Here is a 20,626-nt window from a genome sequence, read left to right on the forward strand (position 1 = left end):
AATTAGGGTGTTTTTCTTTTTAATTAAGTTAGTATCTTAGTATTATTAAGACTACAAATCATGATGACTACCAATGTAGAAACCTATTTTTTAGAAGGCTGTGGTCGCTGTTCCCTTGGAGGCACAGCCGATTGCAAAGTGCATAACTGGGATGAAGCACTACACATCTTACGGACCATCATCCTGGAATGCGGCTTAACAGAAACCTGCAAATGGGGCGTGCCCTGCTACACCTACAACAACAGCAATATCCTTATGCTTAGTGCTTTTAAAAACTACTGCTCACTAAACTTTTTTAAAGGTGTATTACTCAGTAATAATAAAGGACTTTTGGTAGCTCCAGGAGCAAACTCTCAAGCTGTGCGTCAATTGAAATTCACCAATACGAAAGACATAAAACCCCTGATTTCTGATATTAAAGCCTGCATATTTGAAGCCATTGAAATTGAAAAACAAGGTTTAAGCCTTCCTGCTAAGAAACAACTGGAACCACTACCCGAAGAGCTAGAACAAAAATTTAATGAAGATCCGGTTTTAAAATCGGCATTCGAAGCGCTAACACCTGGAAGACAACGTGGTTATATTCTGTTTTTTTCAGCACCTAAGCAGTCGAAAACCAGATTATCCCGCATAGAAAAATGTACCGATAACATTCTAAATGGTATTGGTCTACACGAAAAATACTCTTCAAAAAAAAGATAAAACCATGAACAAGCATAAAATATTCTCTATGGCTTTTTCCAGCGTATACCCACATTACATAAATAAGGCTGAGAAAAAAGGACGTACCAAAACGGAAGTTGATACTATTATTTTTTGGTTAACGGGATACAACGCATTACAGTTTCAAGAAATATTAGATAACAAAACCGACTTTGAAACATTCTTTAATGAAGCTCCTCAGCTTAACCCTAATGTTTCTAAAATCACCGGAGTTATTTGTGGTTACCGCGTAGAAAACATCGAAGATCCCCTGATGCAAAAAATCAGATATTTAGATAAACTTATTGATGAACTGGCTAAAGGAAAGTCTATGGAAAAAATATTAAGATCTTAATCCAAGTATACAATGTATAGTCCTCAAAGTGTATAGGTTAATTCTTATTTTTCTATTATCTTTATAGAATACCTAAACTATAAAAGTCATGAAATCATTTTCTAAAAATGCCATATTACTTTTCATTTTATTAACGACGTCACATCTTTATTGGTCTTGTAAAGAACAAGCCAAAAACCAGCAAACAACTGGAGTAACAGAAAAAATTGATGTATTACCATCATTTAACGAAGGGACTTCTAAAACCGATATTATTACATTCGTTGAAACCATTTCAGACTCTACAAGTAATAGTTTCGTAAAACCAGAAGATCGCATAGCCTGCTTTGATAACGATGGCACCCTTTGGGTAGAACAACCTTTACCTTCACAGATATTTTTTGTGTTCGAAAGAATAAAAAGCTTGGCTAAAGACCACCCGGAGTGGGCTAATGAGATGCCTTTTAAAGCGGTTATTGAAGATGACTTAGAAACTATCAAAACCCTTCATACTGGAGATATCCTTAAACTGGTGGGTACAGCTCAAGCCTCTGAAAATGTCGACCAGTTTGACAGTGTAGTTACAGACTGGCTGGCAACGGCAAAACATCCGGTCATGAAAAAGCCATATCTCGAATTGGTTTATCAACCCATGCTTGAACTACTAGATTATTTACGAGCACACCAATTTAAAATCTACATTGTTTCCGGAGGAAGTCAGGAATTTATGAGAGCCTGGGCTCCTGAGGTCTATGGGATTCCCAAAGAACAAATCATTGGCTCTACATTTAAAAGAGAAGTGATTATCCAGGGCGATTCAATTACGATTACTCAAAATACAGAATTTGACTTTAATGACGATCATGAAGGAAAGGTACTTGCTATTAGTAAATTTATTGGCAAAAAACCTATTCTTATTGGAGGAAACTCTGACGGAGATTTAGAAATGATGCAATATTGCGATACTAACAATCCCCTACCTCATCTACTCATTTATGTAAACCATACCGATAGTGACCGTGAGTTTTTATACGATGAACATACCGCCATGGGAACTCTAAAAAAAGGAATGGATGTTGCACTTAGACGTGGGTGGACCATTATTGACATGAAAACAGAATGGAACAAAGTTTACCCTAACGAGTAATTAATGGGTAAATCTAAGGCAAGCATTGGACTTAAGGAAGCTATTTCCATAGGTATTGGAGGCATGGTAGGAGGTGGTATTTTCGCAGTATTAGGTTTAGCTGTATCTTTAGCTAAAGGTGGTACTCCTGTTGCTTTTTTACTCGCCGGACTGTTAGCCTTAATCACTTCGTATAGTTATGTAAACCTTTCAAAATCTTATCCTGACCGAGGTGGAACCGTTAAATTTATTAATCAAGGTTTTGGCAAATCAGTTTTTAGTGGCGCCATAAATAATTTGCTCTGGGTTAGTTATATTATTATGTTATCGTTATACGCTTCGGCATTTGGTTCGTATGCGCCAAACCTCATCGTGTTAACAGGTAACAAAACTATCGATTTTCATATTTATGCCAGTGCCATTATTGTTATTGCGACAGCAATTAATTATTACAGCATTACCATAGTTGGAAAAATAGAATCTTATGCAGTTATTATAAAACTAATAATTCTTCTTAGTTTTATTGGCATCGGTGCTTATGGTTTGTTCGGAAACCCTAACATGGAACAATTAGCCATAAATGAATGGGAAACTCCAGTCAAATTATTTGCTGGCGGGATGGTTATTTTTGTAGCCTACGAAGGTTTTGAACTTATTGCCAATGCAGCACCAGACATTGTCAATCCCATTAAAAACATACCTAAAGCTTATTATTACTCTGTAGTTTTTGTAATTATCTTATACATCATTATTGCGTTTGTAACAGTAGGCTCGTTACCGTTTAAACAAATTGCAGACGCCCAGGATTATGCTTTAGCCGAAGCAGCAAAACCTATGCTTGGAAAACTTGGGTTTAGTATTATTACCGTAGCGGCATTAATTTCTACGTTTTCTGCAATTAATGCATCGCTTTATGGGGGTAGCCGAGTGAATTATGAAATTGCTGAAGACGACGAATTACCGCATCACTTTTTATCAAAATTCTGGAATCAACCTATAGGGTTATTAATTACCTCTATAAGCACTTTAGTTTTAGTAAACCTGTTAAAACTGGAAAGCATATCAACTGCTGGAAGTGTCGGTTTTCTGCTTATATTCGGTGTGGTTAATTTTGTAGGTTATAAACTTTCAAAAGACATTAATGGAAATAAAGTTATTCCGTATGCTGGCTTTATTTTATGCCTAATTGCCTTATTTATCTTAATCAGCCAACAATACCAATCCAATCTTGCAGGTGTTGTTATTGCCATCGGAATAATAATCATGTGCTTTATCATGGAATATATCTATAAAAAAACTGAAAGGGCACAGATCGATGGATAAAAAACAAAACAAAGTATTTATTGCCACTAGCCTGGACGGATATATAGCCGACGAACAAAATGGTATCGACTGGTTAACATCAATCCCAAACCCTGATCAGGACGATATGGGTTACCTGACTTTTATGACAGGAATCGATGCTTTGGTTATGGGTAGAAACACATTTGAAACTGTTATGAGTTTTGACATAGAATGGCCATACGATAAACCTGTGTTTGTGTTAAGTAATAGTCTGAATTCGATTCCTGAAATCTATAAGGGTAAAGCATTTCTGTTAAAAGGTGATTTGAAAAAGATCCTGAATTATATACATAGCCAGGGGCACTATCAATTATATATTGACGGTGGTAAAGTGATTCAAAGTTTTTTAAATGACGATTTAATAGACCAGATGATTATCACTACCATTCCAGTGCTCTTGGGTAAAGGCATCCCACTGTTTTCGAATACTTCACAACAACTTCATTTTAAATGTATCGATACAAAAATATATCTCGATTACATCGTTCAGAATCATTTTGTACGTATATAATACAATAAACTAATTTGATATTTCCTGAAGCATTAATAAAATCCTTCTAAAATGATTATCTTAGTTTTTTCATTTAAAGCCCCAAATTTAGATGTTTAGGTAAAGTAATAGCGCAGTATTACAACCACAAAAATCATTTTAACCCATAAATTAACAGACAATGAAAACAAAACACGGATTACTTACAATTTTCTTCTTTTTAGCTTTAACCCTCTCCTTCTCGTTTGAAGGATACAGCCAGCCACCAAAATGGGCTCCGGCACACGGCTATAATGCTAAAACAAGACACATATATTTCCCAGACCGTAATTTCTATTACGATCTTCAAAAGAGTTCATATATTTATTTAAGTGGAGACAGGTGGCAAGTAAGTGCTAAGCTCCCTTCTATCTATGCGAGTTTCGATTTAGGAAGAGCTGCAAAAATAGAACTGGACTTAAATAGCGATTCGCCACAGAAATACAACAACGACCATATGGTAAAATATAAAGGTAAAAAGTTTAAAAGCAGCTCAGGAAACGACAAAAAAAATAATCCCGGAAAAGGCAATAAGAAATAATAGATTTAATGACTTTAACTTTTCATCAAATTCATAACGATGATTTACCAACCGTTTTAAGCTTATTTAAAGAAGCTGCCGAAAAGATTGCTAAAATGAAAATTGACCATTGGCAATATTGGAAAAATCCACCGGCAGATAAAATTAAGTGGGTTAAAGACGGTATTAACAATAACGAATATTTCTTTATAAAAAATACGAACCATGCTACAATTGGCATGGTTCGTATTTTAAATGAAGATATTTTATACTGGGGCCAACAGCAAGCGTCTGCCTTATATGTGCATTCATTAACAGTTAAGGAAGAGTATAACGGTCAGGGTATTGGTAAATTAATTCTCGACACCATAGAACATCAGGCTAAAATGAAGCAATGTGAGTATTTAAGACTTGATGCCGATTCTAAAAACCCTAGACTTTGTAATTACTACGAAAGTTTAGGATTTAAAAAAGTAGGAGAAAAAACATTAACAATCTCAACTTACAATCTCTATCAAAAGGAAATCTTATAACACATGAATCTTTTTGAACCCGAAATCGACCCTTTGAAAAACTGGCTTCCGTATGATGGTACAGTTAATTATTATGGAAAGTTATTCAATAAAAAAGAGGCAGATTTTTATTTTAACAACCTTCTGAATGAAATTGAATGGCGTAACGATGAAGCAATTATCTTCGGAAAACTAATTATTACCAAACGGAAAGTGGCCTGGTACGGTGAAAAAACATTCTCGTACACGTATTCGAATACCACCAAACATGCCTTACCTTGGACTAAAAGTTTATTAGACTTAAAAAATCTAATCGAACAAAAAACAGGCGAAACCTTTAATTCCTGCCTGCTTAACCTCTATCATGATGGCAGCGAAGGCATGGCATGGCACAGCGATGGTGAAAAAGATTTAAAAAAAAACGGTGCCATAGCCTCACTAAGTTTTGGAGCCGAACGTAAATTTGCGTTTAAACACAAGGACACTAAAGAAAAGGTTGAATTGGCTTTAGAACATGGTAGCTTACTCATTATGAAAGATGAAACCCAAACTCACTGGTTGCACCGACTTCCACCGACTAAACTCATTAAAACACCCAGAGTTAATTTAACCTTTCGTACCATTGTTGAAAACCAGAAGTAATTCTACAAATTACATCTTAACGATTTAACTATCTACCGTTTAACGAAAAAGTTAACGTGCTATACGAAAATACTGTCGCATTTTCTATTTTTGGTTTGTGAATGCGTAAAATCATACACGCCCCTAACTTAAACCAAAACTTACTTGACATGTTGTACAAACTATTAGACAGACCCTATCTGATATTTTGGATTTCTATCCCTATCATAATACTAAATGCAGCATATAGTAGAAACGATACTATGCAATTTAATGTATACGACACCTATTACATTTTTAGTCGCTTTCATTTATTTCTATCAATAACTGTGACTTTTGCCTTTATGGGTTTAGGTTACTGGATTATGCATAAAGCTGAAAAATGCTTGTGTCAACCCTTAAGTATTCTGCACATAACTTTAACATTTGGAGGCATATTTACCGTTTGGATTATATCCATTTGCCTTAGAGTTTCCATTATGCAATACAATACCAGTGACCATTTAACTAATGCCATTTATCTGGTTTCATTTATTGTACTTTTTAGTCAAATAGTCTACCCAATAAATATCATTAAAAGTCTTTTTAAGAAATAGGTTTTCTCTTTCTACAAGACAAATATTTCTCACATCTTAAAATTATTATATATTAGATGGTTTAACCAATCATGAAATTTTAATACAACTAATGAAAACCACGGAAACATTCAATCTAAGCAGTAATATCTTAAACAACTATTCTCTACTTTTTGTAAAACTTGTTATTACCGTAATTTTAATTTACACCATTATTCTTATAATCAACTTCTTAAAAGATAAGTTTATAAACAAAGTCGATAACTCTCAGAAAGTAGAAATCAATTTGCTACTAATACTATTAAATAAGTTGTTTTTTATTTCCGGGTTTGGATTTATCATAGGAAATGTTTTAAACGTATTATTTTTAGAAATGGGAAGAAAGCGTTTACCTGCTAACTGGGATTATTTAACTTTTGGAGTTATTTTAATATTTGTTGGATTAAGTTTCAAAGCAGCAAATAAAGCCTTGAAAAAAGAAAGCATTTCGGCTGAATAACAAATAAAAAAAAAGCCAGTGCAAATACACTGGCTTTTTTTGTCGACTACAATTAAACGATTTATTTATAGATTAAATCGAATCTATCTAATTTCATTACTTTCTCCCAGGCCTTAACGAAATCCTGGACAAATTTCTCCTTAGAATCTGAACTCGCATATAACTCAGCAAGTGCTCTTAATTCTGAATTCGATCCGAAGATTAAGTCCGCACGAGTAGCAGTGTATTTTACTTCTCCAGTAGTTCTGTCTAAACCTTGAAACTCTTCTTTAGTATCTGAAGTCGCTTTCCACTCAGTACTCATATCTAATAAGTTAACGAAGAAATCGTTGTTTAACTCATCTGTAGCATCAGAGAAAATACCGTGTTTAGAACCGTTGTAATTTGCTCCTAAAGCACGCATACCTCCTACTAAAACAGTCATTTCTGGTGCTGTAAGTGTTAATAACTGTGCTTTATCAATTAACAACTCTTCCGTTGGAATCGTATATTGTGTTTTTAAATAGTTTCTGAAACCATCAGCCATTGGCTCTAACAATCCGAAAGACTCAACATCAGTTTGCTCTTGTGTAGCATCCATACGACCAGGCGTGAATGGTACATTTACAGAGTATCCAGCATTAGCTGCTGCTTTTTCTACTGCTGCATTACCTGCTAACACGATGATATCTGCTAATGATACTTTTTTAGCTCCAGATTTACTGTTGAAATCATTCTGAATCGTTTCATAAACCGCTAACACTTTTGCTAACTGAGCAGGATTGTTAACTTCCCAGTCTTTTTGTGGTGCTAATCTAATTCTTGATCCGTTTGCTCCTCCTCTTCTGTCTGAATGACGGTAGGTTGAAGCCGATGCCCAAGCCGTTGTTACCATTTCACTAATGGTTAAACCTGAGTTTAATAATTTTGCTTTAAGTGAAGCTACATCATTAGCATTAATTAATGCGTGATTTACCGCTGGAATAGGATCTTGCCAGATTAAATCTTCAGTTGGAGCTTCAGGTCCTAAATAGGTAGTTTTAGGCCCCATATCACGGTGAGTTAACTTAAACCATGCACGAGCAAATGCTTCGTTAAATAATTCTGGATTCTCATAAAAACGTCTTGAAATTTTCTCGAAACTTGGATCCATTCTTAACGATAAATCCGTGGTAAACATACTTGGTTTGTGGTGTTTTTCAGGATCGAAAGCATCAGGCACTAACATTTTTGGTTCTCCTTTAGCTACCCATTGGTGACCACCTGCTGGGCTTTTTGTTAATTCCCATTCGTTTTCAAATAAACTAAAGAAGAATTGGTGACTCCAACGTGTTGGTGTTGCCGTCCATGTTACTTCTAAACCAGAAGTAATAGCGTCTGCACCCTTACCAGATTTGTAGCTGCTTTTCCATCCGAAACCTTGCTCTTCAATTCCCGCTGACTCAGGATCTGCTCCTACGTGAGAGGCAGAAGCAGCACCATGTGCTTTTCCTAACGTGTGTCCTCCTGCAATTAAAGCAACTGTTTCTTCTTCATTCATTCCCATTCTTCCGAAGGTTGCACGAATATCATCGGCAGCTAATAATGGATCTGGAACGCCGTTTGGACCTTCCGGATTTACATAAATTAATCCCATTTGTACAGCAGCTAAAGGTCTTTCTAACTCGCGATCTCCTGAGTAACGCTTTTCGTCAGATAACCATTCTTTTTCAGCACCCCAGTACACATCTATTTCCGGTTCCCAAACGTCTTCTCTACCGCCGGCAAAACCAAACGTTTCGAAGCCCATATCTTCTAAAGCAACATTTCCGGTTAACACCATTAAATCTGCCCAAGAAATTTTATTTCCGTATTTCTGTTTAATCGGCCAGATTAAACGTCTAGCCTTATCTAAATTAGCATTATCTGGCCAGCTGTTAAGCGGTGCAAAACGTTGTTGTCCGGCACGCGAACCACCACGACCATCAGCAGAACGATACGTACCTGCACTATGCCATGCCATTCTAATAAATAAACCTCCATAGTGACCGAAATCTGCTGGCCACCAGTCCTGAGATTCGGTTAACACTTTTCTAATATCACTTTTAAGCGCTTCGTAATCTAAGCTGTTGAATTCTTCGATGTAGTTGAAGTCTTCATGCATCGGGTTTGATAATGAAGAATTCTGACGCAGAATAGCTAAGTTTAATTGGTTTGGCCACCAATCGCTGTTACTCGTAGCTGCTTTGTTTGATTTACTTTTTGTAGCACCAGAACTGGCATCTACCTGAGCATCGTGCTCTTTACCTTTTTGACATGCCGATAGCATTAATATGGCTACAAGCAAAGAAAGTGATAGTGTTTTTTTCATCGTCTTTTATATGATTAATTATCTTAAATCTTGACTGCAAAAAAAACGTATAAAGCGAAACCAAATCCAGAAACAGGATTGATAGTTTTTATTCGAACATAAATTTTATCAATTAAAAAAAGTATTTCAATAGAAAGCATCTAACAAACAACAACTTAAAGAAACGAAACTAAAAGTCGTTGAAACCCCAATAAAAAAGGGAGTAATTTAAAAAACCACTCCCTTTTGTTATTAAATTTCTTTGTATGAATTATTTAGCTTTAGGAAGAAAAATAATGTCTAAAGTATTAGCACTATTAAAAAAGTTTTGCGCTGCTTTCTTTATATCTTCGGTTGTTACTTTATCTAAAATGGCATCATAATACTCCGGAGCCATCATGTTTTCATCATAATTGTAATAGGCTTCTAAAGTCGCCATCCAATACGAATTAGACTGCGTCATAAGTGGTCTGGTTTTCTTTAAATTCTCGACCACCTTAGCTAAATCGGATTGTTTTACATCCTTTTGAATTTGTTTTAATTCATTATACACCAAATCATTTAAATGTTCGGCATTATTCGGGTCGCAACTAAATGATATATCCATATTTAATTTAGAGGTTGGTACACGCACATCTCTCGCATTAACAGAAATGGTATATACACCACCTTCTTTTTCACGAATGTTTTCAATAAAACGAATGTTAAGAATATCTCCTAAAATATTGTGATGTACAATAGTCTCTCGATTGTAATCGACATTCTCTTCCATTTTAATGACTACCATGGCTCTTGGCGCTTCCATTGGTATCTCAACACGATGTTTATTTAATCCTTTCGGAAAGTAATCATCTAATGCGTTATAGGTTTCCTTTGCATCTTCACCCTCAAGAGCACCGATGTATTTTTCAACCATCGACTTCACCGTATTGAAAGGTACATCTCCAATTAAATAAAATGTAAAATCACTGGCATTACTGAATCGCTCACCATAGATTTCTTTCATTCTGTTGAAATTAATTTGATCGAGATAAGCTTTATCAAATTCAAAATATCTTGGATCTCCATTTGCCACTAATGTTTTATAGGTATTACTCATTACCGTATTCGGATTTTGAACAGCATTGTTCAAACTGTTGTAATTACCAGTCATCAATTCATTAAACTTAGCTTCATCAAATCTAGGAGTTTCAAAACGCATGTAAACTAATTGAAACATCGATTCTATATCTTTAGTTGATGCACTGGCAGTAATACGCTCGTTGTAGGTTTCTAAACTCACATTAGATTTTGCTGAATTATCGGCCATGACCTTACTGTAGGTTAACGGATCTAAATCTCCTATACCAAACCTGTTTACCAAACTTACTGCCTGTAGCGACGGAATATCTTTAATATCGTACACAGAAGCACCTCCTTGACTAACCGCATTAAGTTCAAGATGTCCTTTTTGTGCATTACTGAATTTATACACCACTTTAGCTCCGTTAGACAATTGCCACTCTACGGCTTTAAAATCTTTAATTAATTTCTCGCTAATAATTTTTCCACCTTCAGGAATGGAATCTAATAGGGCCATATCAACAGGAAACTGATCGACGTAAGGCTCCAGTTTACTTTTTTCAACCTCAGCCATAATAGACTGAATTTGTTTCAACGTAGGTACTTGTAAATTTTCCTTTTCTGGTGCTGTAATTGTAAATACACGGTTCTTTTCAGTTAAGTATTGTTTTGCTAAAGCCGATACTTCTTCTTTGCTAATGGTTGGAATAACCGACTTAGCAAAATTGTAACTAAACTCATGTGATGGTACAGCTAAACCATCTAAATACGCACTTTTAATACTCTTTGCATAACTATCGGAGCTACTGTTTTTACTTCTTTGTAACCAGATGTCGTTATTCTGAAGCATTTTAGATTTTAAACGATCTATTTCTCCTTGAGTGAAACCATGCTGAACTACACGCTGCAATTCGGTATATACTGCTTTAAAGGCATTTTCCACTTCACTTTCATTGGCTGAAAGACTTAAATTAAAAGCCTTGTAATTTTTCTCAAAATCGGTATACAATGCTCGAGCCGATTTAAAGGATGTTTTACCTTTCATTATAGCTTCTTTGTAACGCGCATTCATTAAACTATTAAAAATAGTATGCACAAAATTTTCTCTTTGCTGTGCCAGTGAATTATCTTTTCTATAAAACTGTCTGATTTCTAAAGTCAATCCTACATTTTTAACTTCCTTATCTGTAGCGACTTTATACAGCGTTTTTTCATTATCTGGAATAGTTACATATTTACGTTCCTTAGGATTTTTAATAGCTGAAATTTTAGAAAACAACGCTTTAACTTTTTCTTCCATGATATCGACATCAAAATCACCCACAATACCAATTGCCTGTAAATCGGTACGGTACCAATCGTGATAAAAATCTCTTAATGCTCTATATTTGAAATTTTTAACCACATCCATACTGCCTAAAGCATCACGTTTAGAATACACACTGTTGTTGTATTTAACACCTTTAAGCTGTTTTTCTAAACGGTAATTGGCATTATAACGCTGGCGCCATTCTTCCTGAATCACGTTACGCTCGGCATCGATTTCTTCATCGGTTAATGATAATTCGTTACACCAGTCGCTTAAAATCAACAAGCAGGAATCGATAACTTTTTCATTTTCTGAAGGCACTTCACTCAAGTTATATACCGTTTCGTTGGTTGATGTATAGGCATTAATTTCTTTACCAAACTTCACTCCCTTTTTTTCTAACCAGTCTATTACTGAATTCCCCTGAAAATGGGTAGTTCCGTTAAAAGCCATATGCTCTAAAAAGTGGGCCAAACCGTTTTGCTTATCACTTTCTAAAACAGCACCTACGTTTTGATACAAATAAAAACTGGTTTTATCTTTCGGTATTTCGTTATGTTTAATGTAATACGTCAATCCGTTTGGAAGGACTCCGGTTCGAATCGTTTTATCGAACGGAACCTCTTGAGTTAAATCTAAAGTGTTTTGTGAAAACCCTGAAAAGGAAATGAATCCTGTTAAAATGAATATTAAAAATTTACGCATGTTTTTGAATAAAATAAGGCAACATGTTTATGGTTGAAATAAACATATTGCCTTTTGATTTTTTATAATTCTATAAATTTAAAAGCTTAAAGCAAAATGTCTTCGCCTGCCTTCATTAAGTCTAATTCTCCTTTAATAGCCGATAATCTTTTAAGGTTTTCTTCCTGTCCTAATTTAAAGGCCTCCTCCTTAACTTCTATTGCCTTATTTTTATCTCCAGCAACATAAAGAATATTGGCATAGTTACTGGTGTTTTCAGCTGAATTAGGACGAATATAATAAGCTACTTCCATCCATGATAACACTTCTTTCTTCTCTTCTTGGGTATTTACAAAACCGACATAATCTTTTAACATTCTGTAAAGATCCTCGCTATACTTAACAGCATTTGGTCTAACCATTCTTAAGGCTTCCTGATCACCTTCTGCCCGTTTCTGCAACCAATCTAAATAAAAGGCTCTGGAACCTTCTTTATCTATTGCTGCTACATACTTTACTATATCGTCATGCACTAAAGCTTTATATTTTTCGCCTTGTCCAGAGTTTAAATAATAGTACGTATACATTCGCTTTCTTTGCGCATCATTAGCAGTAAAACCAGCTTCACCTGCTCTTTGAAAAGTTAACTCCAGGTACGTTGTATCACGTTTAACAATAGCATACTCTGTGGTTGCCGTAATCATTTTTTTTGGCAAACCCTGATAGATTTCTCTAATGTCTTTTCTAACGTACTTTTTCCAAGCTTTGGTTTTTAAATTCTCGTTAATAATACGATCTGCCTCTCCTCCAAACACAAGTTGTTTATTATGGTTAGCTAATAAGTTTACCATAGCCTGACTTGAATCTGCAATAGAAGTTTGAACTTTTAAATACTGTTCCAGAATATCTGTGTAGTTTTTATCTGTTTTTACTTCTAATAACTTATCTAAATATTTTGCTAATAAAGCTTCGTCTTCTTTATTTTTATTGTAAAGTTCTGATAAGCGTGCTATACTGTTAGGATTATTAGCTGAAGCCATAGCTGCTTTTGCCTCACTTAAAAACTCTTCAGCAGGCATCGCACTTGAAGATCTGTATACCACCTCATCATTTGCATCTATAAACACATAACTTGGTAAACCTTGAATTCCGTATTTTTCCTTAAGTTTTGGTCCGTTACCTTTTTCAATGTTTAATTTATAGGATACAAAATGCTCGTTGAAATAAGCGCCTACCTCTTCTTCCATGAAAACAGTTTTTGCCATTTTTTTACATGGTGCACACCAATCGGCGTAACCATCTACAAACAACACTTTATTTTCTTTTTTTGCTTTATCGAACGCTTGTTGAAAACTTCCTTTTTCGAAATGGATACCCTGTGCAATTGCTAAAACAGGTAATAGAAGTAAGGTATATAAGATTGATTTTTTAGTAATCATGAATATGTCTTTAGTTGTTTAAATTGATGCTCCTTTTTTCATTTGTTCCAGTTCGTATGCCTTATTTACAAACTTTTTATCAGAAGTTGGCCAGTTTTTAATGGCCCTTTCTTTAAGCTGAATTGCTTTTTTAGTCTTACCTTTTTTATAATACATTTCAGCTTTAAGATCGTCTGTAAAACAATTATCTGCTTTTAACTCGTAACCATATTTAATCCATACTTTAACATCTTTATACTCTGAATTAGAAGTTACACGTTTTAAATATCCTTTACCTTTTTCGTCAATTTCCTTAAGAAGTTTTGAAGCTTTTAACCCTTCTTTTGAAGCATTTAACATAGATACTCTTTCAGGTTTAGGATCTCTATCATAAGCTTTTTTATACATTTCATAGCTTTTTTTATCTTCCTGATGAATGTCTTCAATTGAGGTTTTAGTAATAAGCATGTTAATATAATTCGCTGTAGTGGCTTTATATGATGGATCATCATCTAACATATCAAAGTATATTAATTCTGCTTCGACTAAATAATCTTCGCGAATACGATCTTCCGGCTGACTTTTATAAGCTTCAATATAAGTTTGCATTAACTCAGGGTCTTTGTTACGGACAGCAGTATCGAAGGTTCCATTAAGAATTTGAGTCTTAATTCTTGGTAACATCTTAGCTTCAAAAGAAGAAGCTTGTTTCATAAATGTTTCGTAATTTTCATCAAGAATCTGTTCACCTTTTCCTCCTATTAAAATATTTCTCGAATTTTTAAGCAAATATTTTAACATCTTAGGGCTCGACTCGTCAATTTCAGTTTGCACTTTTAACCAAGCATCAACTCCAACTGAAATATCCTGTCCGAATTCATCCATTTTTTTGATATACATCTTAAGAAACTGTTCATCGTTTTGCTTATCAACAAACATGTCTTGAAGGTTTTCTAAGCTATACTCACTATTTATAGATGATATCGCTCTTTCTGCCATATCTAAAAAAACGTCTTCTGGTTTGTAAGCCGTATCCATAAGAAGTACTTTGCCGTCTGTATCTAAATACAATAAAGTGGGGTACCCTGTTACGTTATATTGCTTGGCAACAGCTTCGCCTTCTTTCTCGGCATCTAACTTTAAGTTTATAAAGTTTTTGTTATACATCTCTCCTACTGTTGATAGTGGAAATATATCTCGAGCCATTTTTTTACAAGGGCCACACCAAACCGTATAAAAGTCGATAAACACTAATTTGTTTTCGGCTTTAGCTTTGGTTAATGCCTCTTCTAAGGTTATATGTTCGAAATTCATTCCCTGTGCAATCCCTAAAAAGGGCATCAGCAAAAGAATGAATACTAATATTTTTTTGTTTATCATAGTCTGTACAATGAAGTATTTAGATTAATTCACCTTTTTTCATTTGCTCTAATTCGTACTTTTTAGCCGATAGTTTTTTATCGTCTGCAGGCCAATTAGCTAAGGCTTTTTCTTTGTACTCTATAGCCTTCTTTGTTTTTCCTTTTTTATAAAAGAGATTACTCGTAAGATTATCCATTAAATATGGGCTGCTTTGCAACTTGTAACCATATTCTACCCAACCTTCAAGTTTTTTATAATCACTTTTTGAATCGGCATATTTTAAATATGCTTCTCCTTTGCTGCTAAGGTCTTGGACAATTACTCCTGATTTAGTTTTACCTGAAGTGTTTTCAACCATTAAGCTATCTACGTAATTTTCAACCTCTTTTTTATAAGACTTAGAATCTTTAAGTAACGCATAATAGGTTATTTTATAGTCTAAGTAATTCCCTCTTTTCTTATATTTTTCTGGTAATTCATTGAAGGCTTCCATAAAGATTAACCACAACTCGGGGTTTTTAGTTTGAAAAGCATAATCTCTTGTATTTTTTGCTAAACGAACTTCCTTAAAAACTTCTAATTCCTCTTCTTCTTTTCTGGTTGCGATATCCATGTATTCATCGAAATTAGCCATCAAGATTTCTGCACCTCTAGAGTTAAGTAAAATATAGTCTTTGTACTTTAACAAAAACTCCATCATGTCTACATCGGCCTCTTCTATTTCATTCTGTACTTTTAACCAGGCATTAATGCCTTCAGTTGGGTTTTGCCCATACTCTAAGAGTTTAGTAAAATAAACTTTTAAAAAATCGGCATCATCTTGTTTGTTTGGAAATTTAGCCTGTAATTTCTCCAGACTAAACTGACTGTTTTCTGAAGCTACAGCATCACGTCCTAATTGAATAAAATCATCAGGCATACGTGTTCCTGATTCCTTATAAACTATATTACCATTTGAATTTAAATAAACGTAAGTAGGGTAACTATTTACCAAATATTTTTTAGCCGCAGGTAATCCTTCCTTTTCGGCATCAAGCTTAATGTTAATGTATTCTTTGTTATATACTGCACCAACTTCCGGCAAGGTAAATACATTTTTTGCCATTGATTTACAAGGCGCGCACCAAGTGGTGTAAAAATCAATAAACACTAATTTATCTTCAGATTTAGCCTTTTCAAGCGCTTCTTCTAAAGATATGTGTTGAAATTCGATGCCTTGTGCAGATAAATTTAAAAACCCTATTAAGAAGATAACAGCAAGGGTTAAAACATTTCTTTTCATATTTTTTCATTAAGTTTAGGAAATAGCCAAAGCCGGCTACATATTATAAAGACGCATTTTTTAACGTTTAGAGTGACAGAACAACAAAAAAAGCTGTTACCTATAAAGATAACAGCTTTTCGATTTCTTTACAAACTTGATTAGTATGCTATTACATATTGGTAAGCTTTAATTCTGAATTAGAATAAAATACTTATCCAGATTGATTAAGCGTTTCATATGTTGCTCGATATCTTCCTTTGAAATTTTACGAATCATCTTTTGGAAATCCTTCATGGTATATAATTTCCCATAATCTAATCCCCATTTTAAATAATCAGAACTCACACGATCGGTTTCGTAAAAAGAAGCCACATAATCTTTTTCCAAAAGGGCCTTAATTCCAATTGCCTGGTCGTCTGTCAAAATACCTTGACTCATAGATGGCAAGACCTCTTCCTGCATTGCCTTTTGTGCTGCCTCTACATTGGCCAGATCCTCCACAATATAACGAATACTAACTGCATTTAAATTTTGAGATACATTGGCATATCCAGAGACTCCTAAAGAATAAATATAACCATACTTCTTTCTCAAAATATGAAACATGCGTTTATAACCATATTCTGCTATACCTTCACTAATCAATTTATCTTTAAACGAAATTGCCTTATTATCTACACTTGAAAATATAAAGCTTGATTTTGAAGACTTTTTCCCCCAGTCAATTGTCTCTACAATATTTGATTTTGCTAATAAAGGTGGTCTGGTTTCATTTACAGATGTATTAAAATCAACTGGTTTTAAAGTACCAATATATGTTGAAATTAACTCATCAACATTCTCAGGTAATGCACCTCCAACATAAATATATGAATCTCTAAAACTACGCTTAAACATGGAATAATAGTGGAAGTATCGATTTACAGTTTCTTCGGTAATAGTTGTATCTGTAACTGTTGGTACATTTAAGCCTTTTCCTAAAATTTCATTTACATAATCGGCATACTCATCTTTAGAATTTCCTGATCGCTTTAAATAACGTTTATAACTTTCAGAAATACGGTCTCCTTTTGGTAAAGTTTCATTATTAACCATAAGGTTAAAGATTTTCACCAATTCTGAAAAGTTGTTATTAGTCCCTTTCAGATGGAACTCATAATCGTAATTATTAAAAGTAACACTTTTATATACTCTAGTGCTTCGGCATAAATCTTTGGCTTCTTTTTCTGAATAATCACCAAAAGACTCATCAAAATTATCGGCTACAAACTTAAACAAAGTTCTATCCTTTTCAGGAATATTGTTTAAACCATGTTTACTTACAATCTTTATCTGAGTATCTGAATTTGGAGCATTATTTACAACAACTTTAATGCCGTTATCATACTTTAACAAGTATAAATAATCACCCAGCTTTACCTTCTTTTTAATTGATTTCGGATTTAAATTCTGAATTCTAACTTCAGGTAAGTTTGCATTACTTCTAATTTCAAATTGATTAGATGGTTCTGAAAATTTATACGGTACAACCTTCGCATTTTTGTTAATAAGCTTAATGGCTCCTAAAATATAAGTTTCATTAAATCCTGCATCAAAAGCTTTGGCTTTTTTATCAAACAAAATGGTTTTGTTTAAATCTGTGAAGCCATTAAGAACTTCAGTAAAATCATTAGGGGTAATGGTATTAGTAATTTCCTGCATGTATTTTACCTTATCTGATGTAGATAAAGGCATTTCTCCTTTAAAGAAATGCATTTGTACTGCCGCAAAATAATTATCAGGATTACCCAGATTACTTTGATAACGTTTTAATAATTTATCTACAAAAAAATTAATTTCCTCCTGTAGAAACCCAAAACGCCTTGCCTGCCCCACAACATAATTAAAGTTATTAAGCATGGTTTTATATGAAGCATTGTCTTTGGCTTCAAGCCTGAAATTAAACCACAAATTTCCTGTAAAAGGATAAGCCACATTAGCAGTAACTTTCTCAATATTTGAATCAGGTAATTGATTTAATCTATTTTGAAGCATTTCGCAAAACACTTTATAAATCAAATCTCTTTTATACGAATCAAAATCGACAACAGGAAAATCTCTGGTTTTAAACCCTAAAACCAGCATTTCGGAGTTTTTATTTTCGTAATCACAATTAACAATAGTTTCCTGGCTTAGGTCTAAATATTTGTTATCGCTTTTATCAGTTGCCTGAGGAAGTTTACCATATAATTTATCAATGTATTTCGATACTTTTTTCTCATCTACTTTACCATAAACAACAAGTGCTAATTGGTCTGGAGTGTAATACTTATTATAAAAATCTTTTACATCTTTTGAGGTGACACTTCTTATCTGTTCTTCAGACCCCAAACCATTATGCCCTTCTAAATACGTACCAATAACAAAGGGTGTGCCTCCTCCTTTTCGAAGTTTAATTTCTTCGATAACTACTTTCTTCTCTACTTCTAAATCGGTGGAATCCATTTGAAGATTATAACACCAATCGTTCATTAATCGCAGTGTTTCTTTTAGAGTAGCATCATTGTTTTCCGGAATAAAAATACGGTACTCGGTATGGGTATCATTTACAGAGCCGTTATAATCCCGCCCAATTCGTAACCCCATACGTTCTAGAGCTTCTGAAGTTTCATTACCAGGGTAGTTTTTGCTCCCTTTAAAAACCATATGTTCTAAAAAGTGTGCTACGCCACGCTCTTCCTTTTTCTCTACAAAACAACCAGTATCAGATAGCAGATATACCCCAATTTTCCCTGGTTCACCATTTGGAATAATGTAATATCTAAACCCGTTTGGTAATTGTTTATATGTAATTCCTTCTGGCATAAAAAAATTCTGCCCATAAGAATGGGCAGAAATTATAATAATGCTTAGAAAGTTTACTAATCGTTTTAAGGTAAAAACACCTTTTTTCACTTTCTTATTGTTTTAAAAATTTAATTCGTTATTCTTCGTCGTAAAAGAATAAGTAAGTATCTAATCTTCCTTCATTATAACCAGTAAATACTTTTGTTATTTCTATAACATTACCTTCTTCATCTGTCTCGTAGGTATATTTCGGTAAATTTAGGTACTGATAAGGATTTTCTTCATCATCTGTAGATACGACTGTTGAAGGCACATATTTATACCATAAAATATCGTTAGCTATATCATCTAAACTAATATGGTTACATAATGGCGGGAAACCAGCCATATATGTTGGCATCAATACAGGATCGAACGATTTTACTTTTTGTCTTCTATTACTATATCTCATATAGGTTTCTGACTGCCAATACATAGCAAATACACTTTCTCCTAAACCAAATGGATCATCGTATACCACTTCATCTACACTATAGCGACTATAACCAAATGATTCTATTTCATTAGATGTATTGTAAACAATATTGAAACGTTCATCTTCAAGATCGCCTTCAGTAACTAACTCCCCGTTTTCGTCATAATCATTACTTCTGGATTGAATAGAACTAATTTGTGAACTCGCTGGCACATAATTAATGTAGGTAAAGTTTTTATAATCACGAGGGCTTCCATCGCTATACAACGGATTTTGAACAATTGTTTCAACCATACCCATATCATTATACGTGAACTCCCATACATTCCATACAGATTTAGAAGGCGAATGATAATCTAATTCGATAATATTACCATCTGCATCATAGGTTGGAATAATATAAAAAATAGTTCCTAAATAATTAATGTAATTTATTCTTGTAGGCTTTTTAAGAACATCTGTTTTTGTTACTGTTACAACTGTAGTAGATTCTTGCCCTTCACTATCTTTGATATAAATTTCGATAGGGTATTCCTGACCTGCTTCTAACTCTCCCATTAAAACTAAGGCTTTTAATGACATCTCATTAAGCTCTTCTCCAGAGATTGGCTTGTATTCATACCTAACTTCGCCATTATAAATCACCTGAACTAAGGCAATGGTATTCAATCCTGTAGAAATATCACCTTTTACATAATACGCTGGCGCCACAATTGCCACGTTACTACCTCCTACTAAATCTATTTCAGGAAACGAGAATGGTTGTACATGAATTCTAACACCTCTGTTAAAACTACGACCGTCTTCATCAGTTACTTTTATAATATAATTTAAAATAGTTTCTTCGGTAATTTCTGTTAAGTCAACTACATAGTCAAAATCAAAATTAGTTTGACCGTTATAGTCTGTAATAGTCTCCACTACACTATAATCTAGGCCATCTAAAATCAGGATTTCTTTTACTTTATTAGGTACCGTCATTCGCATGTGTACATTATAGTAATCTATAGTATCACGACGTACCTCAACACGTTGCTCTGAAATTTCGAAACCTGGATCTGGAAAGGATGGATCATCTTGACAGGCTTGAAACATTAAAAGTCCAAACACACCCATCAATACCGTGTATAATAAATTCTTTGTCATCATTTACTTT

The 20,626-nt window shown here is 34.1% G+C and carries 17 protein-coding genes; 10 read left to right on the forward strand and 7 right to left on the reverse strand.

The annotated features are described in order from the left end of the window. Nucleotides 1–60: 60 nt before the first annotated feature. The 10 genes from NO995_RS02510 (at nucleotide 61) to NO995_RS02555 (ending at nucleotide 6,762) form a co-directional block, all read left to right on the forward strand. Nucleotides 61–702 (forward strand): YdeI family protein, encoded by a 642-nt coding sequence (locus NO995_RS02510; protein WP_258226146.1) that lies wholly within the window; start codon nucleotides 61–63, stop codon nucleotides 700–702. A 4-nt stretch (nucleotides 703–706) separates the two neighbouring features. Next, on the forward strand, nucleotides 707–1,057 hold the full coding sequence (locus NO995_RS02515) for a DUF2200 domain-containing protein (protein ID WP_258226147.1): 351 nt from the start codon (nucleotides 707–709) through the stop codon (nucleotides 1,055–1,057). A gap of 88 nt (nucleotides 1,058–1,145) precedes the next feature. After that, nucleotides 1,146–2,183 (forward strand): HAD family phosphatase, encoded by a 1,038-nt coding sequence (locus NO995_RS02520; RefSeq protein ID WP_258226148.1) that lies wholly within the window; start codon nucleotides 1,146–1,148, stop codon nucleotides 2,181–2,183. Between the two features lie 3 nt (nucleotides 2,184–2,186). Further along, nucleotides 2,187–3,485, forward strand: a complete 1,299-nt coding sequence (locus NO995_RS02525; RefSeq protein ID WP_258226149.1) for an APC family permease — start codon at nucleotides 2,187–2,189, stop codon at nucleotides 3,483–3,485. Beyond that, nucleotides 3,478–4,017: a dihydrofolate reductase family protein gene (locus tag NO995_RS02530; RefSeq protein ID WP_258226150.1), complete on the forward strand. Its 540-nt coding sequence runs from the start codon at nucleotides 3,478–3,480 to the stop codon at nucleotides 4,015–4,017. Before NO995_RS02525 ends, NO995_RS02530 begins: the two co-directional genes overlap by 8 nt. Before the next feature lie 160 nt (nucleotides 4,018–4,177). Then, nucleotides 4,178–4,576 (forward strand): hypothetical protein, encoded by a 399-nt coding sequence (locus NO995_RS02535; protein ID WP_240571786.1) that lies wholly within the window; start codon nucleotides 4,178–4,180, stop codon nucleotides 4,574–4,576. An 8-nt stretch (nucleotides 4,577–4,584) separates the two neighbouring features. Next, on the forward strand, nucleotides 4,585–5,088 hold the full coding sequence (locus NO995_RS02540; protein ID WP_258226151.1) for a GNAT family N-acetyltransferase: 504 nt from the start codon (nucleotides 4,585–4,587) through the stop codon (nucleotides 5,086–5,088). 3 nt (nucleotides 5,089–5,091) lie between these two features. Next, on the forward strand, nucleotides 5,092–5,709 hold the full coding sequence (locus NO995_RS02545; protein ID WP_258226152.1) for an alpha-ketoglutarate-dependent dioxygenase AlkB: 618 nt from the start codon (nucleotides 5,092–5,094) through the stop codon (nucleotides 5,707–5,709). A gap of 149 nt (nucleotides 5,710–5,858) precedes the next feature. Further along, nucleotides 5,859–6,284, forward strand: coding sequence for a hypothetical protein (locus tag NO995_RS02550; RefSeq protein WP_258226153.1), 426 nt, complete (start codon nucleotides 5,859–5,861; stop codon nucleotides 6,282–6,284). Nucleotides 6,285–6,375: 91 nt separating this feature from the next. Further along, nucleotides 6,376–6,762 carry a hypothetical protein gene (locus NO995_RS02555; RefSeq protein WP_258226154.1) on the forward strand — a complete coding sequence of 129 codons (387 nt, stop codon included), beginning with the start codon at nucleotides 6,376–6,378 and terminating at the stop codon, nucleotides 6,760–6,762. A 61-nt stretch (nucleotides 6,763–6,823) separates the two neighbouring features. Here the strand turns inward: NO995_RS02555 and katG are convergent, their stop codons facing one another. The 7 genes from katG to NO995_RS02590 form a co-directional block, all read right to left on the reverse strand. Next, nucleotides 6,824–9,091, reverse strand: a complete 2,268-nt coding sequence (gene katG / locus NO995_RS02560; RefSeq protein ID WP_258226155.1) for a catalase/peroxidase HPI — start codon at nucleotides 9,089–9,091, stop codon at nucleotides 6,824–6,826. 250 nt (nucleotides 9,092–9,341) lie between these two features. After that, the gene (locus tag NO995_RS02565; RefSeq protein WP_258226156.1) at nucleotides 9,342–12,146 is read right to left on the reverse strand and encodes a pitrilysin family protein; all 2,805 of its coding nucleotides are present in this window, start codon (nucleotides 12,144–12,146) and stop codon (nucleotides 9,342–9,344) included. An 86-nt stretch (nucleotides 12,147–12,232) separates the two neighbouring features. After that, complete coding sequence (locus tag NO995_RS02570) at nucleotides 12,233–13,564, reverse strand: thioredoxin fold domain-containing protein (protein WP_258226157.1); 1,332 nt, start codon at nucleotides 13,562–13,564, stop codon at nucleotides 12,233–12,235. Nucleotides 13,565–13,582: 18 nt separating this feature from the next. Then, nucleotides 13,583–14,923: a thioredoxin domain-containing protein gene (locus tag NO995_RS02575; RefSeq protein ID WP_258226158.1), complete on the reverse strand. Its 1,341-nt coding sequence runs from the start codon at nucleotides 14,921–14,923 to the stop codon at nucleotides 13,583–13,585. A 19-nt stretch (nucleotides 14,924–14,942) separates the two neighbouring features. After that, nucleotides 14,943–16,187, reverse strand: a complete 1,245-nt coding sequence (locus tag NO995_RS02580; protein ID WP_258226159.1) for a thioredoxin family protein — start codon at nucleotides 16,185–16,187, stop codon at nucleotides 14,943–14,945. A 168-nt stretch (nucleotides 16,188–16,355) separates the two neighbouring features. Then, on the reverse strand, nucleotides 16,356–19,013 hold the full coding sequence (locus tag NO995_RS02585; RefSeq protein ID WP_258226160.1) for a M16 family metallopeptidase: 2,658 nt from the start codon (nucleotides 19,011–19,013) through the stop codon (nucleotides 16,356–16,358). Between the two features lie 118 nt (nucleotides 19,014–19,131). After that, nucleotides 19,132–20,619, reverse strand: coding sequence for a hypothetical protein (locus NO995_RS02590; protein ID WP_258226161.1), 1,488 nt, complete (start codon nucleotides 20,617–20,619; stop codon nucleotides 19,132–19,134). Nucleotides 20,620–20,626 lie beyond the last annotated feature (7 nt).

The sequence above is a fragment of the Aestuariibaculum sp. M13 genome (assembly GCF_024723255.1).
Taxonomy (GTDB): Bacteria; Bacteroidota; Bacteroidia; order Flavobacteriales; family Flavobacteriaceae; genus Aestuariibaculum; species Aestuariibaculum lutulentum.

Coding starts and splice junctions, on each gene's coding strand:
- NO995_RS02530 (WP_258226150.1), top strand. CDS start 3,478: ATGGATAAAAAACAAAACAAAGTATTTATTGCCACTAGCCTGGACGGA.
- NO995_RS02580 (WP_258226159.1), bottom strand. CDS start 16,187: ATGAAAAGAAATGTTTTAACCCTTGCTGTTATCTTCTTAATAGGGTTT.
- NO995_RS02550 (WP_258226153.1), top strand. CDS start 5,859: ATGTTGTACAAACTATTAGACAGACCCTATCTGATATTTTGGATTTCT.
- katG (WP_258226155.1), bottom strand. CDS start 9,091: ATGAAAAAAACACTATCACTTTCTTTGCTTGTAGCCATATTAATGCTA.
- NO995_RS02545 (WP_258226152.1), top strand. CDS start 5,092: ATGAATCTTTTTGAACCCGAAATCGACCCTTTGAAAAACTGGCTTCCG.
- NO995_RS02535 (WP_240571786.1), top strand. CDS start 4,178: ATGAAAACAAAACACGGATTACTTACAATTTTCTTCTTTTTAGCTTTA.
- NO995_RS02555 (WP_258226154.1), top strand. CDS start 6,376: ATGAAAACCACGGAAACATTCAATCTAAGCAGTAATATCTTAAACAAC.
- NO995_RS02510 (WP_258226146.1), top strand. CDS start 61: ATGATGACTACCAATGTAGAAACCTATTTTTTAGAAGGCTGTGGTCGC.
- NO995_RS02520 (WP_258226148.1), top strand. CDS start 1,146: ATGAAATCATTTTCTAAAAATGCCATATTACTTTTCATTTTATTAACG.
- NO995_RS02590 (WP_258226161.1), bottom strand. CDS start 20,619: ATGATGACAAAGAATTTATTATACACGGTATTGATGGGTGTGTTTGGA.
- NO995_RS02575 (WP_258226158.1), bottom strand. CDS start 14,923: ATGATAAACAAAAAAATATTAGTATTCATTCTTTTGCTGATGCCCTTT.
- NO995_RS02570 (WP_258226157.1), bottom strand. CDS start 13,564: ATGATTACTAAAAAATCAATCTTATATACCTTACTTCTATTACCTGTT.
- NO995_RS02565 (WP_258226156.1), bottom strand. CDS start 12,146: ATGCGTAAATTTTTAATATTCATTTTAACAGGATTCATTTCCTTTTCA.
- NO995_RS02515 (WP_258226147.1), top strand. CDS start 707: ATGAACAAGCATAAAATATTCTCTATGGCTTTTTCCAGCGTATACCCA.
- NO995_RS02540 (WP_258226151.1), top strand. CDS start 4,585: ATGACTTTAACTTTTCATCAAATTCATAACGATGATTTACCAACCGTT.
- NO995_RS02585 (WP_258226160.1), bottom strand. CDS start 19,013: ATGCCAGAAGGAATTACATATAAACAATTACCAAACGGGTTTAGATAT.
- NO995_RS02525 (WP_258226149.1), top strand. CDS start 2,187: ATGGGTAAATCTAAGGCAAGCATTGGACTTAAGGAAGCTATTTCCATA.